Genomic DNA, 14309 nt, shown 5'->3' on the forward strand with positions numbered 1-14309 from the left:
GACATGTATGAGTCACGCGATCAGCCCTTGATTTCGGGGTGGCAATTTACCAAGCGCTTATTGGCGCATGCCCTTATTGGTATTGTTTTCGTGGCCTTTTCCCTGATGCTGGGTGCATTGGGCCATATGTGGTTTGAAGAGAATGTGCACTGGCACGATGCGGCCTTGAATGCGGCCATGATGGTCGGTGGGCTGGGGCCGATGGCCTTGCCTGAAACATGGGCTGGCAAGGTGTTCTTTGCCATTTATGGCGCGTATATCAGTCTGGTACTGGCCGCGACTTTCGGTCTGATTATTGCCCCTGTGCTGCATAGAATTTTGCACACCTTCCATCTGGAAGACTAAGCCAAAGACAAAAAGGCCATACGCGAAGCCTTAGGCTTGCTGCCCCCCGAGGGAGAGCTTTTTGTCGGGAGGCCGAGCTTTGGGACGGTCTGGCGGCAAAAAAGGCGCTGTGTTTTAGGCAGTTTCTTCAAAAGAGGGAGATCCCACCTTTTGGAACTGCTCAAAACACAGCGCCTTTTCTATTGCCTGGCTATGAATCAGCCTTGTACCCGTTCCTGCTCCAACTTGGCGATCAAAGCGGGTAGCTCGTCCATGCGGCGGAAGGTGTCACGTACGCCCAGGCTGCGCAACTCATCTTCCTTGTCAGGAACCGGGCAGTAGCCCAGCACGGTTGCACCGGCGGCCAGACCTGCCGTGGCACCAGTCACGCTGTCCTCCACCACCAGACAGTGTTTGGGGTCAACGCCCAGCCCTTGAGCAGCGGCCAGATAGACATCCGGGTATGGCTTGTTGCGGGGCGTCTCGGCGCCGCTATAGATATGGGTGCCAAAGTAGTCCAGCAGGCCGGTTTGGCCCAGTTGCAGCACCAGCTTGGCGCGGTCTGCGCCGGACGCGCAGGCAATCATGCCGGGCTTGTCGCGCAAGATGGCATCCAGCGTGTCCTGGATACCGGGAATGGCCATCACTTCATTGGTCAGCGCATGGTTGCGACGCATGCGAAAGGCCATCACCCATTCCATATCCAGATCTTTGCCCGTCATCTTGCGCACGGTGGGCAGTTCGTCGGGCAGGGCCTTGCCAATGAACCAGTCATAGCACTGCTCGTAAGTCATCACCCAGCCTTCCTCTTGCAACATGTCCCGCAGTACACGAACCGTGATTGGTTCGCTGTCTACCAGCACACCGTCACAATCAAACAGCACAGCGGAAAATGTCATGGGTAATACCTTTTAAGCCAACAAAACTTGAAGTCTGTGATGATACAGCAGGCTGCCCGCCTGCAGGATTGAGGTGACATGAAGGCGCCGCACCGTATGGCACCGCAGGGCTCCTAGTGAAAACCCCGACTTATAAATAATTGATTATTGATATATTTATATCTAAACTAAAATCTCATAATAAACCTTTCTGCGGAAGTTCCGTCATGGTGCATAAAACAACTCGGGTGGTGGCTGCGGCCTTGCTGGCATTGGGAATGGCTGGCGCACAGGCAGCGGAAGTAACGCTGAAAGCGGTATCTGTCTTTACGATGGACACTTTCTTTACCAAGCGCTTCAAGCAATTCGTTGACAAGGTCAACACAGAAGGCAAGGGTCTGGTACAGATCAACGTCATTGGCGGGCCAGAGGCCATTCCTCCTTTCGAAGTAGGTAACGCACTGCGTTCCGGCGTGATTGATTTCGCCAATACCACCGCCGTATTCCACGCCAATCTGGTGCCTGAAGCACTGGCGTTGACCTTGACAGAAAAGCCCATGAGCGAGCTGCGTCAGAACGGCGGCTACGAACTGATGGACAAGATTCACCGCGAGAAAGCCAACATCACCTGGCTGGCTCGCACGACAGATGGTTTGCAGTACCACATCTACACCAACAAGCCTGTGACCTCGGCAGACCTGTCGGGTTTCAAGTTGCGCGGCGTGCCCGTGTACCTGTCCTTCTTCCGCGAAATTGGCGCAACGCCGCTGCAGATTCCACCGGGCGAGGTCTACACCGCGCTGGAGCGTGGTGTAGTGGACGGCTATGGCTGGCCTTCCGTGGGCGTAATGGAAATGGGTTGGCATGAAAAGACCAAATACCGTGTCGAACCAGGCTTCTACAACGTGGAAGTGGGCTTTTTCATGAACCAGAAGAGCTGGGAAAAACTGGACGAAGACCAGAAAGCCTTCATGCGCAAGCAGATCGAGTGGATGGAGTCGCAGAACGTGACTGAACACCAGATGGCAATTGATGAAAAAGCCGCTACCGAACAAGCCGGTGTGCAAGCTCTGGTTCTGGAGCCGGAAGTGGCTCGTGCCTTGCGTACCAAAGCTTACGAAGCAGGCTGGGCCGGTATCGACAAATCCAGCCCCAAATACGCCGCGCAACTGCGTGAACTGTTTGGTGGTTATCAGCCTTAAACAAGATTGCTGATTACGTAGTTTGACAGTGGACATTGTGCCCTTGGGACAGTGTCCACTTTTTGATGGTGCCATACGGGCGGCAATCTGCCCGCCCTTTCAGTGACCTTGATCTGCGGAGAAGACGCGATGTCTGCTGCAACAGCCCCGGAAGGCTTGCCTTCCAACACGACCTGGGGGCGTCCTTACGCCCTGTTAATGCATGCTTGCGGAGCCGTTGCGGCGCTGACTTTCGGGCTGATGAGCCTGCTGGTTTGTGCCGACGTGGTGCTGCGCAACCTGGGTTACGACGCGCTGTCCACCAGCGTGGAAGTAACCGAATACATGTTGATCATTGCCACCTTCGTGGCAGCACCCTGGGTGCTGTACCTGGGCGGTCATATCCGTATCGACGTGTTGTTCAACAACCTGCCCCTTCCTGTTCAGCGCCTGCTGGATCTGGTTTCCAACCTTCTGGGCCTGCTTGTCAGTGCCGTGCTGGCCTGGCAGTGTGCCGTCGTCGCCCTGGATGCTCATGAGCAAGGGGCCATGGTATTCAAAGCCCTGGTGTTCCCGGAGTGGTGGCTGAATCTGCCTTTGCTGTTTGGTGCATCCATGCTGGCACTGGAATTCCTGCGCCGCCTGATTTCCCGTCCCGTTAAGCAAGGAGCCTGAGCATGGAATGGTACATGGCATTGATCCTGCTGCTGGGATCACTTTTTCTCTTGATGGCTATCGGTACGCCGGTGGTTTTTGCCTTCTTGTCCGTGAACTTGCTGGGTGCCTGGCTGTTTCTGGGCGAGGCGGCAGGTTTGGCTCAATGGGCGCGTAACACCACCGCTTCCATTGGCAGTTTTTCCTTAACCCCCATCCCCTTATTCGTCCTGATGGGTGAGGTGCTGTTCCACACCGGGCTGGCCTTCAAAGCCATCGACTCCATCGAACGCATGATCTCGCGCGTGCCGGGCAAGCTGTCCATCGTCAGTATCCTGGGTGGAACGACCTTTGCGACTTTGTCGGGTTCGTCCATTGCCAACACCGCCATGATGGGCGGCGTGATGCTGCCGGAAATGTTGCGTCGCGGCTATCACCCCACCATGGCCATGGGTCCCATCATGGCGGTGGGCGGTATCGCCATGCTGATCCCGCCTTCGGCCCTGGCCGTCATGCTGGGTAGCCTGGCCGGTATCTCCATCGAACGACTGCTGATCGGCGGCATCCTGCCCGGCATGTTGATGGCAGCAGGCTTTCTGGCCTACGTGGTCGTGCGCAGCCGCCTGCGTCCGCAAGATGCCCCCATGAGTGACGACGATCCCGCCACCCGCCTGAAAGGCTGGGCCTTGTGGAAACCTTTCGTGTTCAACGTCGTCCCCCTGCTGGGCATCTTCATTGCCGTCGTCGGCTCAATGTTGGCCGGCTGGGCATCGCCTACCGAATCGGCAGCGATCGGCGTCGTGGCCTCGGTACTGGCAACCATCGCCTACCGTGCTCTGACCCTGAAAGCACTGTGGAAGAGCCTGATCGAAACCGCCAAAGTGTCGGTCGTGATCCTGTTCATCCTGGCCGCCTCCACCACCTTCGCCCAATTGCTGAGCTTCTCCGGAGCCAGCGCAGGCTTCCTGGGCATGATCAAAGACTACGACCTGTCACCCTTCGTGCTGGTGATCTGCATGCTGCTGGTGCTACTGGTCATGGGCATGGTGCTGGATCAAATCTCCATGATGATGATTGCCTTGCCTTTCTTCATGCCCCTGGCTCTGGCCGCAGGTGTGGATACCGTCTGGCTGGGTGTCATGATCCTGATCGCACTGGAAATCGGCTTGCTGACCCCACCGTTCGGCCTGCTGCTGATCGTGATGCAAAGCGTGGCCCCGCCATCTATCCGCTTGCCCCACATCTACAGCGCCGCCGTGCCCTTCCTGGTCATAGAAATCGGCATCCTGGCCCTGGTCTTGTTCGTTCCCTGGATTGCCGTGGGCCTGCCAGGACTGATCGGCTAAGACAGAGCAGGCAGCCTGAAAGTGGGACAACAAGCATGTTGTCCCGCGAAGAAAGCCGGAGTCTGGACAAGACTTTCAAACAAAAAAAACCTCAGTTTGGCAGATGCCAAACTGAGGTTTCTTTATGCTCGATAGCGTTGACTGTTTTTTGCCGCATATTTATGCGGCCACAAAGTGATTGCTGTGGGAGCGGCGTACAAGAACTTTAACGATCTTTCTGCTCGTCGCTGAGATCGATTTTAGAGGCGAGTAGAACGCAGGTTGTGTGTGTATCGACCGTGCTCAAGTCAGCTATTGAGGCTTAAGCGCATAAGCCCCACGTCTTTAAATTGTGTGTAGTAAAGCGCACTCCGGCATTGGCCAATACGGGCTTAGTACAGTGACTGCCCCCTCTCCTCTTGCTACACAATCCCTTTCATCCAGCAGCTCCACGACCAACCTTTACTACGATCAGCGATCCCGTTAAGAACACTAAGTCGGAGCATTCAAACCCCGGTCAACAATCGTCCGATAAAAGATGCTGTGAGCTGATTGAGGGGCTGTCCGGGTGTTGGGGCGGATCAGGTGACTTGCCGCAGGCAGATAATTGCGCAGGGGTGCAAGCACCTTGCTGTTTGAGTCCGACGCTTGTGGTTTGTCCGGGGGACAAACCACCGGACGAGTTCAAGGTGCGCCCGTAGCGATTATCTGACTAGGGCACCGGCGCGCAGCGCCGGCAAGTTGCCAGCCCCGACACCCGGACAGCCCCTCAATCAGCGTCTTATAGTCACCTTCTTCATCGCGTCGAGCAGTGGCTGACTCCAAACCTTGAGTCAGCCCAGTCTCCATGCGCTGGATGTCGAAACCCAACCCTTAAAAAAATGAAAGCTATTAAAAAAAGTCGCAGAAAAAGTGCCTTTACCCTCGCACAAGATCCGCATAAATCCCCCCATCCCGCAGAACCAACGCAACCTTATCCCCCCGCTGGACAGCCTCATCCAGCACACGAGCAATCAACACCGGCCCCGCATCGCTGGCAACCGTAGCCAGCATATACACCCCAGTCTCCTCGCCAGAAGAGACACTACGCGTCAGTTCCGTCACCACACCAGACGCGCACCCCTCAGCCAGAAACTCATCCCCATGACACTTCGGACACAAGAACCGCGCCGGAAACACTCGATGATCACACTGCACACAACGAAAGACAGCAGGACTCATCACAAGGCCTCCAAAACAAGAGCCGTCGAACACATGCCATAGCGATACTCCACCATGCCGTAACCCGTGACCAAGCCATAACGGGCCTGCGCCACCTGACGCTCCCCGGCCTGAGCGCTTAACTGACGCATCACCTCGACCAAACCATGCAAGCTGCACGCCGCCCCGGCCTGCCCGGCCGACAACTGCCCGCCAGACGTATTCAAGGCCAGACGACCCGTCGCAATAGACTCATGGATAAATTGCTTCGCCCCATCCGCCTCAAAAAAGCCCAAATCCTGCAACTGCGCCAGCACCATGACCGGGTAATCGTCATAAATACTGACTACATCCATCTGTGCCGGACTCAAGCCCGAATCCGCCCACAAGCTTGGAGCCAAAGCCGCCAGACCCGTGCTCAAGCCGTCGCCTTGCTGATCATCAATATTATGAAAACTGCGTAACGCCTTCACCGTAATTTCAGGCTGATTCTGCGCCGCCGGATGATCCGCGCGCATCACAATCAAGGCATTGGCCCCATCCACCACCGGCACACAATCCAGCCGCGTTAAAGGATCCGCCACTTCAGGCGCATTCAGATAATCATCCAGACTCATGGGACTGCGATACACGGCACCTGGATTCATGCCGGCCCACATGCGCTGGCGCATCACCAAGGCCGCATAATCCGCTCGCTCCAAACCCAGCTTGCGCATTTGATTCGCGGTCAGCATGGCAAAGCGATGATTCGGACTGCCCGCGCCCAAAGGCCGCAAATGATCGTAAGTCGTCTGGTTATAGTTCTCGACCAGTTGCTGGAAATCCTTGGCCTGAAAATGATCCCCGGCCACAATTGCAATACAGCGGGCATCACCCGCCTGTACCGCACGAATAGCGTGCTGCAGAATATTTAGACCGCTGGCACCGCCATTGCTGTCATCCATAATCCAGCCCACCTTCAAGCCCAGCTTCCAGGCCAGATCAATAGCCCGATCCGGTGCATGGGTAAAGGAGGCTACCCCCAGACCATCAATATCGCTGGCCTTCAGACTTGCTGCAGCAAGAGACTGCTTGAAAGCCTGGGCCAGCAGCTCGGACGTGCCCAACTGACCACGCCGGGTGTAGGTGACCTCGGTCGCGCCCAGCAGGCGCACTGTGTCCAGATCGAAACTAGGCGTCATATCGAATTCCTGTGGCAGCGATCAGCGGCGAACCTGATAGCCTGCTTTTTCTCTATCCCAGGTGTCGGGGCCAACGCCGCGATCACGCAGGGCAAACTTTTGAATCTTGCCATTTTCCGTGGTGGGCAAGACTTGGGCAAACTCAATAAAGCGAGGCACCGCAAAGTAGGGCAGACGGCGCTCGCAATGCTGCAGCAGCTCCTCGCAGCTGACCGTGCAATCCGGGCGCAGCACAATCATGGCCATGACTTCATCCTCGGCCAGCTCGGACTTGGCAGCATAGACAGCAACCGTATGGACAGCAGGATGGCTGGCCAAAGCCTGTTCGACTTCGTAGGAGGAAATGTTCTCACCACGACGACGAATCATGTCTTTCAGACGGTCCACAAAGCGGTAATAGCCATCGGCATCACGCACCACGCGGTCACCCGTGTGGAACCACAGGTTTTTCCAGGTCTCCACCGTCTTGTCAGGCTGACCGTAGTAACCCAGCGCGAAGGCATAGGGTTCATCGGCGCGCAGCAACAGCTCACCCACTTCACCGTCTGGCAGCGGGTTGTCGTTTTCATCCACGACCAGCGCCTCAAAGCCTTCAGAGACGCGGCCCATATAGCCATTGCGCTGTTCCTGAATGCCACGGCCCATCACATAGTTGGTTTCGGTAGAGCCAAAGCCATCCAGCAGATACATGTGGCAGCGCTCCAGAAACTGGCTATGAAACTGCTCGGGAACACCAGGGCCCAGGGCAATGCGGGTCTTGTGCAGCTTCTCTGCTGCCGTCTCTGGTTTGGACAGCAAGATAGGCACCATCGCGCCCAACAGATAGGTAATCGTCGCGCCGGTTTCGTACAGATTGTCGAAGAAACGGCTGGCCGAGAAACGCTTGTCCACCACCATGCAGGCGTCGCTGACCAGGGCCTGGAAAAATGTGTTCAAAGCATTGGTGTGGAACATGGGCAGGCAGGTGTACAGCACGTCATCAGGCTTCATGCCCAGCTTGCTGGCGGTGTAAATACCCCACCAGTAGAACTGGGCGTGAGGGCACTGCACCCCTTTGGAAGGGCCCGAGGTGCCGGAGGTGTACAGAATGGCCAGCGTATCGCCGGGGCCTATATCAGCAGGCTCGCAGTAATCGCCCAAAGGAGGCAGATCACAGGTGGCTACAGACAGCGTTTGTGCGGCTTCCTGGCCTTGAATCAGCCAGGCTTGCTGAACAGCAGTGGCACCAAGGTCCACATCGGCCAGCAGTGGTGTCAGATTCGTTTCCACCACCAGCAGACTGGCCTGGCTATTGCACAAGATGTGCTGCAACTGCGCCCCCCGCGAAGCGGTATTGATAGGCACCACAATTGCGCCCAGCCAACCACAACCCAGAACCATATCCAGAAATTCGTGACGGTTGGTACACAGCAGGGCAACACGATCGCCCCGCTTGATACCGGCACGGCTCAGGCGGCTGGCACTGGCGGCGGCGGCCTGCACCGTTTGCTGGCCGGTGTAGTGAGTGTTGCGGTCTGAAAACAGCGGAGCATCACCCATGCGCTCTGCGCGCAGGCGCAACAGAGCGGGTACCGTGCGCTGCGTGGCAGGTATTGAAAACAGCGGCAATTCAGAAGCTGGAATGGAATGGGCGTGCATGATCTATCTGTCTCCCGGCCAACGCGCGATCAAGGCGGCAAGCCGATATGCATGGGTGAAATTACTAATATCCTGCAAACAGTATACTGCAATATATTATTTTAAAATTCCTGTCTTTCACCGGAAAAACCCGAAGTAGCAGGGCTCACCAGGCAGTGGTATTTCGCGCAAATCAGGGGCGGAGCAAGGACAGAAAAAGGAGGCGTTTTGCAGGCCAGGGCAGTACGGCCAGCAAGACGGTTGATCAGGTTTATGGACGACAGTCGATCAGCAAAAAGCAGGCCAGGCTCACGTGTTTGAGCAAATGTGCTTCACAATGACTTTGAATAAGCCCACATGGGCAACGGGGATAGAACAATGAAGGTATGGCTTAAGTTGGCAACGTGTTGTGCGCTGATGTTGGGTGCACAGGCCCATGCTCAAAACAAGAATGTGACGCTGGTTGTGCCTTACCCACCGGGCGGTGCGGCTGACCAGTTGGCGCGTGTGATTTCCCAGGAAATGGGCACACGTTTTGATCAGAAAGTCATCGTGGAAAACCGCCCTGGTGCGGGTGCCCAGGTTGCCATGAACGTAGTGAAAAACGCCAACCCCAGTTCTTTGGGTACGGTGCTGTTCCTGGCCGATAGCGGTGCTTACTCTCTGAACCGCCACCTGTACCAGCGTCTGAATTATGACGTGGCTACCGACCTGATCCCCATGACGCTGGCTGCCAAGGCACCTGTGTTCCTGCTGGTCAATAAAGACAGCCCCTTCAAGACCGTTCAGGATCTGGTGGCTGCAGGACAGAAGCAGGAACTGACATACGGTTCGCCCGGTATGGGTACCGGCACTCACCTTTTGGGCGAGATGCTGCGTAAAGAAACCGGCGCTCGTCTGGTGCACGTGCCTTACAAGGGCGCAGGCCCAGCGTTGATTGATGCCGTCAGCGGCCAGATCGACTTTATTTTTGACGTGCTGACGGGCAGCCGTGGTTTCCTGGAAGATGGCCGCCTGCGTGCGATTGCCGCAGCGACAACGGAGCGCAGCCCTCTGCGTCCAGATGTGCCTACCATTGCCGAAGCCGGTATCCCCAATGTGGCATTCACCATCTGGTGGGGTATTTCGGCCAAAGCTGGTACGCCTGATGAAGACGTGGCCCGCCTGACCGAGCAACTGACGGCTGTCCTGAAAGAGGATGCAGTGGTCAAGAAATTCGTGGACTTCGGTATCCAGATAGAGCCTTCCACTCCCAAAGAGTTTGCTGACCTGATCGAGCACGATGCTCAAGCCATGGGACCAACCATCAAGGCCCTGGAAATCACGCTGGACTAAGACGTGATGGCTTGAAGAAAAAAGGCGCTATGGCGCCTTTTTTTGTTGTGCGTGGGCTGTCCGGAATCATGAGGGGACACTGTCTTCAACACACAAGACAGTTGCTTGGGCTGAAGGGCTAAACCTTGTCTATGGGTTACAGCCGGGGCTTTATATTGCCGGTGATTGAGCAGGAAGCATCGGCGGCGGCAATCACCTCCTGCCTTGCAGCTTCCTGCTGACGCCAAGCCGTTAAGCCAGCAGCTCCGCCTGTTTGAGGCAATACGCCGAGCAGCAAATGATCAGATTTTCCATAATCAGATGAGCCGCCTGTTCTTCCTGACGCTCGCTGAAGGCCTGACAAATCGCCTTGGCTCGCTGCATGGTTCCCAGACGGAATTGAGGGTCTTGCAGGCAGGCAATCCGGGCCTGATCAGCCTGATCATGCAGACGCGCCATCGTATCGACCAGTTGCTTGTTGGGCACCATGCTGATCCAGGCGCTGCGGAACGCCCAGTTGGCCTGAATATTGTCGATAGGGTCGCCCTGCTGATGCGTGGCTTCAATGCGGCTCAGGGCCTGTTCCATGGCCAGCATGCCCACTCTGCTTTGATTCATGCAAGCCAACTTGGCGGCTGGTGGCTCCAGTAGCAGGCGCACCGAGAAAATATCTTCAATATCCTGAGCGGTGTAGACCCGCAGCACAAAGCCGCGCGACGTCCCTTCCAGCACCCCTTCGTTTTTCAGTTGCAGCAAGGCTTCACGCACCGGCATGCGCGAGACATTCAGGCTGGCGGCAATTTCGTTATCCACCAGCCGCACATCAAAGCCGATTTTGCCCAAGGCAATGTCCTGGCGCAGCATGCCGTAGACTTGTTCACGGATATTGGGTTCGCGTTTTTTATAAGGATTGGCAGCCATAAGCTCGCCCGGCGCCTGGCGCACGGCAAAAGACTCAAAGGGCTATAGGATACCAAGTAAGCCCAGGGGGCTGACGCGTTTTATGTCAGGCCAAGTTGCAGGATAATAAGTCGTTTTCAGACCAGCACGTAGCAGGAGGGCCAGTCGATGCGGTGGCGGCATGTAGAAATTTTTGATGCGATTTGCCGTGGCGGCTCTTTGACGCAGGCGGCGCAGTTGCTGCATATCTCTCAGCCTGCGGCCAGCAAAATGCTGGCAACCGCAGAAATGCAGCTGGGCTTTCGCTTGTTTGACCGTGTGCGTGGCCGCCTGATCCCCACGCGTGAGGCCAGCATTCTGGCTCCCTACGTTGCGCGTCTGCATCAGAACCTGGATGACGTCAGCCGACTGGCGCGCAATCTGCGCTCTCACCATGAGGGACTGTGGCGTATTGGCAGCAGCCCGGCGTTTGGTCTGGAGCTATTGCCGGTGGCCTTGAGCCGTTGTCGTCAGGCTCATCCGGCCATGAGTTTCGAGCTGCGCACCCATCACAGCGGGGAGCTCTTGCAAGCTCTGGAAACGCGCGACCTGGATATGGTGATGAGCTTTGATCAGGGCGAGTCTTCCGGTGTCCAACAGCAGGTGCTGGCCCATACCGAATTGGTACATGTCACCTTACCGGGCGTTGCGCCTTTGCGTCATTGGGAGGAGATGGCCGAGCGTGCTTTCATCGCTTTGGACGCTGACGATCCTGTCGGTGCGATGGTGGAAGATCTGCTGCAAAGCTATGTCCCCGATGTTGCGCCCTTCATGCGCGTGCAGACTCATTACGTGGCTTGTGGCCTGGTTTTACAACAGGTGGGCGAGGCCCTGGTGGATCTGGTCACAGCCCGAGCCATGCAAGGCCGAGGCCTTGCCATACACCGCTTGCCCGAGCCTTTGCCGATTCCGGTCAGCATTTTGACGGCTCATGATGATGCGGGTTCTGGCTCGCGTGAGCGTGTGCTGGATCACATCCGGCAGGCTCTGCTGGAATGCCGTTTCCCGGACTGAGCAGAAAGTTGATTCCATAACCCAGGGTTATGGAATGCGCCAACTATTCATTGGCGCTCTACAGCGGCCCCCAAGACAATAGAGGCCAGTTATTGGGGGTATTTCCATGCATGTATGTATTATCGGCGCGGGTGTCATTGGCATGAGCACCGCGTTCATGTTGCGCCAGAAAGGGGTGAAGGTCACGGTACTGGAAGCTGGCTCGCAAGTGGCCGGACAGACCAGCTTTGCCAACGGCGGACAGTTAAGCTACAGCTATGTGGCCCCCCTGGCCGATCCGGGCGTGTTCAAGGATTTGCCACGCTGGTTATTGAATAAAGACTCGCCACTGCGCTTCAAGCCTGCGTTGAGCCCGCAGCAATGGCGCTGGCTGCTGCATTTTCTGAAAGCCTGCCGAGGTGATGTGGTGCGTCGTACCACCGCGCAGATGCTGACCTTGTCCTATCTGAGCCGCGATATCCTGCACGACTGGCAAGAGCGCTTCAATCTGGAGTTTGCCCATCAAAACAATGGCAAATTGATTGTGTTCCGCAGTCCCGGCCCGTTCCAGCATGCGCGTGAACAGGCGCAATTGCAGGCGGATATGGGATCGTCACAACAAGTGCTGGAAGCAGCCCAAGTGCTGGAGCTGGAGCCTTCTTTGCAGGCGTTGGGCTCGCGCTTGCAGGGTGCGATTTATACACCTAGCGAAGAAGCGGGCGACGCTTATCTGTTTTCCGTGGCCTTGCACGAGCGCATGCAAAACGACAGCGACTATCAGCTGAAACTGAACACGTCGGTGCAGCGTTTTGTAATGGAAGGGCGCGATGTCCGTGCGGTGCAAACCGCTGAAGGCGAGATTCAGGCGGATCAGTTTGTTGTGGCCAGCGGTATGGGTACGGTGCCTTTACTGCGTCAGCTGGGTGGCCGTCCCCTGATCTACCCCTTGAAGGGTTATAGCTTGAGCCTGCCGCTGGAAGGCTTGAATCAAGCTGTGCCAGCTATCAGCGTGACCGATTATGAACAGCGCATTGTGTACGCCCGTCTGGGTGAAGTGCTGCGTATGGCCGCGATGGTAGATATTGGTTTTGATGGCCTGGATATTCCCGCTGCCCGTATGGCGACCTTGAAGCAGCAGGTGAAGGATCTGTTTCCTGGCCTGCCACTGGAACAGGCACAGACCTGGGCCGGTTTGCGCCCTGCCACGCCGTCGGGCAAGCCGGTTGTGGGGGCCAGCAAGCTGGCAGGTCGCTTGTGGGTGAATGCAGGCCACGGCGCATTGGGCTTTACCTTGGCTTGCGGTAGCGCAGCGATTCTGGCGGCTCACCTGACGGGCGAGGCTGCGCCTATTGATGATGCTCCATTTCGTCCTTAGACCTTGAAGCGGATGATGGGTACGTGGCAATCAATTGTCCGTGGCCGGTCATGGGTTTACGGTAGCAGGGCGTGGTATTGGATGTTGGGTGCGGGGTAATTGGCCGCTAGTAATCAGTAGCGATGATTGCGCACCAGTAGATGGAGATGGGCAAGTTTTCCCTTGGAAGCTTGCCCATTTTTTTTTACGTATTTGTTTTTAGACGGTTGCCCGCAAAACCGGCGTCGCTTTGAAGCCCGCCGTCAGCAACAGGGATAGCCCATAAATGGCTACCGCCAGCACCGGAATCGACCACAGCGCATTGAAATCCAGTGCCGTGAACAGGTAGCGGTACATCAGGTCGATCAGCCAGGGGTGGATCAAATACACCCCCAAGGTCAGCTCCGCCAGATGGGCACTGATACGCGAGTTGATCAAGGGCTGATCCCAGTCACGCAGCAGCAGAATCAGCGCGATGGACATGGGGATGACGGTGATGCTCAGGTAATCGTAAAAGTACGCACCCGTTTGCCTATCGTGCGTGATAGCCAGTGCATAAAAGCCCCAGGCCGTTGCCACGATACTGCCCAGCAGCACCGTAATAGTCAGCCAGCGAGGCACATTCACCGGCACTTTGCGCAGCAGGTAACCGAGCAGGAAATAGGGCAGATAGGACAGGAACCAGGTAAAGAAGGGCGCAGAGTGAGTGTTCAAGTCCGGATTGCTGAGGGTGCTGAGGGCAGAGAGTACAAAGGCCGCTCCGGTCAGCGCGGCCAGCTGCTTCAAGTTGGTGTTCTGGACCATGCGACGCAAAAAGGGCGTGAACAGGTACAGGAACACAATCATGTACAGAAACCAGAGATGGAAATAAGGTCGACCCTGCAGCAGCCGCTCCAGATAGGGATAGGGATCAGCGTCGGGCGTCCACCAGTGCTGCTTGAAGGCCGTCCAGCCCAGATAGAAGGCGGTCCAGAACAGCAGCGGCAGCAAGACGCGCGATGCTCGCTTGCGATAGAACAGCTTCATGCCTTCCTGGGGACGAGGCTCCAGCAAGAGCGCACCGCTGACCATGACGAAGACCGGCACACACCAGCGTGTGGCGGCGTCGTAAAGATTGCCACTCCACCAGTTGGCAGTACCCAACTCGGCATTCAGGACGGCGTAGGCGGCGATATGCAGGCAGACGACGGAGAAAATCGCCACGATCCGTGCATTGCTGATCCAGTTCATGACAGGACATAAAAATCAGAGACCTCCCCATCCTAACGAGCAGACGTTTCTGATTTGTCCCCCAAATACGGGATTTAGCGTCCAGTTTTATCTGGATGTGACTGCATGGCTGCAGGTTT

General features: G+C 56.6%; 13 protein-coding genes. 7 read left to right on the forward strand and 6 right to left on the reverse strand.

Going from position 1 to position 14309, the window contains the following annotated elements; genetic code table 11:
* Positions 1-3 precede the first annotated feature (3 nt).
* Positions 4-345, forward strand: coding sequence for a hypothetical protein (locus CPY64_RS18670; RefSeq protein WP_042484679.1), 342 nt, complete (start codon positions 4-6; stop codon positions 343-345).
* A 197-nt stretch (positions 346-542) separates the two neighbouring features.
* Here the strand turns inward: CPY64_RS18670 and CPY64_RS18675 are convergent, their stop codons facing one another.
* Positions 543-1223 carry an HAD family hydrolase gene (locus CPY64_RS18675; protein WP_042484677.1) on the reverse strand — a complete coding sequence of 227 codons (681 nt, stop codon included), beginning with the start codon at positions 1221-1223 and terminating at the stop codon, positions 543-545.
* Between the two features lie 206 nt (positions 1224-1429).
* Here CPY64_RS18675 and dctP point away from each other — a divergent pair, with 206 nt between their 5' ends.
* The 3 genes from dctP to CPY64_RS18690 all read left to right on the forward strand — a co-directional run bounded on the left by dctP (position 1430) and on the right by CPY64_RS18690 (position 4383).
* The gene (gene dctP / locus CPY64_RS18680) at positions 1430-2404 is read left to right on the forward strand and encodes a TRAP transporter substrate-binding protein DctP (RefSeq protein ID WP_042484674.1); all 975 of its coding nucleotides are present in this window, start codon (positions 1430-1432) and stop codon (positions 2402-2404) included.
* A gap of 129 nt (positions 2405-2533) precedes the next feature.
* Positions 2534-3058 (forward strand): TRAP transporter small permease, encoded by a 525-nt coding sequence (locus CPY64_RS18685; protein WP_042484672.1) that lies wholly within the window; start codon positions 2534-2536, stop codon positions 3056-3058.
* Between the two features lie 2 nt (positions 3059-3060).
* Positions 3061-4383 carry a TRAP transporter large permease gene (locus CPY64_RS18690; RefSeq protein ID WP_042484669.1) on the forward strand — a complete coding sequence of 441 codons (1323 nt, stop codon included), beginning with the start codon at positions 3061-3063 and terminating at the stop codon, positions 4381-4383.
* Positions 4384-5280: 897 nt separating this feature from the next.
* Here CPY64_RS18690 and CPY64_RS18695 read toward each other — a convergent pair.
* From CPY64_RS18695 to CPY64_RS18705, 3 genes are read right to left on the reverse strand one after another with little or no spacing between them, the layout of a single operon-like run.
* Positions 5281-5583 carry a PhlB family protein gene (locus tag CPY64_RS18695; protein ID WP_042484666.1) on the reverse strand — a complete coding sequence of 101 codons (303 nt, stop codon included), beginning with the start codon at positions 5581-5583 and terminating at the stop codon, positions 5281-5283.
* On the reverse strand, positions 5583-6743 hold the full coding sequence (locus CPY64_RS18700) for a thiolase family protein (RefSeq protein ID WP_042484664.1): 1161 nt from the start codon (positions 6741-6743) through the stop codon (positions 5583-5585). Before CPY64_RS18700 ends, CPY64_RS18695 begins: the two co-directional genes overlap by 1 nt.
* A gap of 21 nt (positions 6744-6764) precedes the next feature.
* On the reverse strand, positions 6765-8381 hold the full coding sequence (locus CPY64_RS18705) for an ATP-dependent acyl-CoA ligase (RefSeq protein ID WP_042484661.1): 1617 nt from the start codon (positions 8379-8381) through the stop codon (positions 6765-6767).
* Between the two features lie 357 nt (positions 8382-8738).
* Here CPY64_RS18705 and CPY64_RS18710 point away from each other — a divergent pair, with 357 nt between their 5' ends.
* Positions 8739-9695 (forward strand): Bug family tripartite tricarboxylate transporter substrate binding protein, encoded by a 957-nt coding sequence (locus tag CPY64_RS18710; RefSeq protein WP_026483815.1) that lies wholly within the window; start codon positions 8739-8741, stop codon positions 9693-9695.
* A gap of 231 nt (positions 9696-9926) precedes the next feature.
* Here the strand turns inward: CPY64_RS18710 and CPY64_RS18715 are convergent, their stop codons facing one another.
* The gene (locus CPY64_RS18715) at positions 9927-10595 is read right to left on the reverse strand and encodes a GntR family transcriptional regulator (protein WP_042484660.1); all 669 of its coding nucleotides are present in this window, start codon (positions 10593-10595) and stop codon (positions 9927-9929) included.
* Between the two features lie 147 nt (positions 10596-10742).
* Here CPY64_RS18715 and CPY64_RS18720 point away from each other — a divergent pair, with 147 nt between their 5' ends.
* On the forward strand, positions 10743-11627 hold the full coding sequence (locus tag CPY64_RS18720) for a LysR family transcriptional regulator (protein ID WP_042484657.1): 885 nt from the start codon (positions 10743-10745) through the stop codon (positions 11625-11627).
* A 106-nt stretch (positions 11628-11733) separates the two neighbouring features.
* Positions 11734-12981, forward strand: coding sequence for a D-amino acid dehydrogenase (locus CPY64_RS18725; RefSeq protein WP_042484654.1), 1248 nt, complete (start codon positions 11734-11736; stop codon positions 12979-12981).
* A gap of 198 nt (positions 12982-13179) precedes the next feature.
* On the opposite strand, the gene CPY64_RS18730 is transcribed toward CPY64_RS18725, so the two are convergent.
* Positions 13180-14190: an acyltransferase gene (locus tag CPY64_RS18730; protein WP_042484652.1), complete on the reverse strand. Its 1011-nt coding sequence runs from the start codon at positions 14188-14190 to the stop codon at positions 13180-13182.
* Between the last annotated feature and the right edge of the window lie 119 nt (positions 14191-14309).

Source organism: Alcaligenes faecalis (assembly GCF_002443155.1).
Lineage (GTDB): Bacteria > Pseudomonadota > Gammaproteobacteria > Burkholderiales > Burkholderiaceae_B > Alcaligenes > Alcaligenes faecalis.

Coding starts and splice junctions, on each gene's coding strand:
- CPY64_RS18715 (WP_042484660.1), bottom strand. CDS start 10,595: ATGGCTGCCAATCCTTATAAAAAACGCGAACCCAATATCCGTGAACAA.
- dctP (WP_042484674.1), top strand. CDS start 1,430: ATGGTGCATAAAACAACTCGGGTGGTGGCTGCGGCCTTGCTGGCATTG.
- CPY64_RS18690 (WP_042484669.1), top strand. CDS start 3,061: ATGGAATGGTACATGGCATTGATCCTGCTGCTGGGATCACTTTTTCTC.
- CPY64_RS18675 (WP_042484677.1), bottom strand. CDS start 1,223: ATGACATTTTCCGCTGTGCTGTTTGATTGTGACGGTGTGCTGGTAGAC.
- CPY64_RS18725 (WP_042484654.1), top strand. CDS start 11,734: ATGCATGTATGTATTATCGGCGCGGGTGTCATTGGCATGAGCACCGCG.
- CPY64_RS18670 (WP_042484679.1), top strand. CDS start 4: ATGTATGAGTCACGCGATCAGCCCTTGATTTCGGGGTGGCAATTTACC.
- CPY64_RS18720 (WP_042484657.1), top strand. CDS start 10,743: ATGCGGTGGCGGCATGTAGAAATTTTTGATGCGATTTGCCGTGGCGGC.
- CPY64_RS18730 (WP_042484652.1), bottom strand. CDS start 14,190: ATGAACTGGATCAGCAATGCACGGATCGTGGCGATTTTCTCCGTCGTC.
- CPY64_RS18710 (WP_026483815.1), top strand. CDS start 8,739: ATGAAGGTATGGCTTAAGTTGGCAACGTGTTGTGCGCTGATGTTGGGT.
- CPY64_RS18685 (WP_042484672.1), top strand. CDS start 2,534: ATGTCTGCTGCAACAGCCCCGGAAGGCTTGCCTTCCAACACGACCTGG.
- CPY64_RS18695 (WP_042484666.1), bottom strand. CDS start 5,583: ATGAGTCCTGCTGTCTTTCGTTGTGTGCAGTGTGATCATCGAGTGTTT.
- CPY64_RS18700 (WP_042484664.1), bottom strand. CDS start 6,743: ATGACGCCTAGTTTCGATCTGGACACAGTGCGCCTGCTGGGCGCGACC.
- CPY64_RS18705 (WP_042484661.1), bottom strand. CDS start 8,381: ATGCACGCCCATTCCATTCCAGCTTCTGAATTGCCGCTGTTTTCAATA.